Genomic DNA, 1215 nt, shown 5'->3' on the forward strand with positions numbered 1-1215 from the left:
GGTGCATAAATTGTTGTAAAGCATACATAGAAGTGTTATAATACCCCACAAATAGCAGATATTATAATTTTATATGGGAAGTGATATTGTGGAACTTATTAAAGATATTGTAAAATATTTAAGTAGTGGATTAGTAGAATATTTCTTAGAATGTAGAGTTAGTGACAAAAGACAAGAATATTTTAGTAATAAAGGTGGAAAATGGGCGAAGTTCTGTTTCTATATGTCGTTAATAGTTTCTATCCTTTTAATAATCATAGGTATTGTTGGATTAGTAAAAAAGAAAAGTATAAGTATTTTCTTTTTGATTGCAGGTATGGGTATCGCTTTGTTTATGCTGGTTGACTGGGGAACGTCAAAAAAATAATTTTCTATACAATACAGTTTAATAGCTTTTAAAGCAGTTAGTCTTAGGATTGACTGCTTTTTTCTTACCAAAATTTCAGATTGGAGTGATGAAATGGTGTCTGTTAGAGCTGTTCAATAAGATTATCGGTGCATAAAATTTTATTGTAGTGCTGATATAGGAATGGTATAATGTGGATATATAAAATTCTGATTTATGGGGGCGTTATTTTGAAGAAAGCAATGATATATGTTCATGGTAAAGGTGGAAGTTATCTTGAAACTGAACAGTTCAAAAATATTTGTTTAGATTTTGATGTTTTTGGAGTAGATTATAATGACTATTTCCCGTGGATTGTAAAAAATAAAATTATGGAAGTCTACGATAAAATATCTGAAAAATATGACTACATATATGTACTTGCTAATAGTATCGGAGCTTATTTTACAATGCACACATTACAGAATTTCAAGATTGAAAAAGCATTATTCATATCGCCTATACTTGATATGGAACAACTTATAGTAGATATGATGAGCTGGGCGAATGTGTCTGAAAAGGAACTTTCTGAAAGAAAAGAAATACCAACTGATTTTGGAGAAACATTATCGTGGGAATATCTATGTTTTGTTCGGGCAAACCCGATAAATTGGAAAACGCCTACTGAAATTTTGTATGCTGAACATGATAATCTTACATCACGTCAAACGGTAGATAAATTTATTGATAGACATTGTGCAAATCTTACCGTTATGAATGACGGAGAACATTGGTTTCATACTGACGAACAGATTTTATTTAGAGATAATTGGCTAAGAAAAGTTATACAATAGAATTTAGATTTTATATCCACACACAAAGCAGTTAGT

At 30.2% G+C, this 1215-nt stretch carries 2 protein-coding genes; both read left to right on the top strand.

Going from position 1 to position 1215, the window contains the following annotated elements; translation table 11 throughout:
* The first annotated feature begins 73 nt into the window (after nt 1-73).
* Nucleotides 74-367, top strand: coding sequence for a hypothetical protein (locus WKT11_RS19755; RefSeq protein WP_003865508.1), 294 nt, complete (start codon nt 74-76; stop codon nt 365-367).
* 170 nt (nt 368-537) lie between these two features.
* Nucleotides 538-1179 carry an alpha/beta hydrolase gene (locus tag WKT11_RS19760; RefSeq protein ID WP_021419670.1) on the top strand — a complete coding sequence of 214 codons (642 nt, stop codon included), beginning with the start codon at nt 538-540 and terminating at the stop codon, nt 1177-1179.
* Nucleotides 1180-1215 lie beyond the last annotated feature (36 nt).

Source organism: Blautia sp. HCN-1074 (genome assembly GCF_037890165.1).
Lineage (GTDB): Bacteria > Bacillota > Clostridia > Lachnospirales > Lachnospiraceae > Blautia_A.

Excerpts from the sequence above, each read along its gene's own strand:
- WKT11_RS19755 (WP_003865508.1), top strand. The coding sequence starts at position 74 with ATGGGAAGTGATATTGTGGAACTTATTAAAGATATTGTAAAATATTTA.
- WKT11_RS19760 (WP_021419670.1), top strand. The coding sequence starts at position 538 with ATGTGGATATATAAAATTCTGATTTATGGGGGCGTTATTTTGAAGAAA.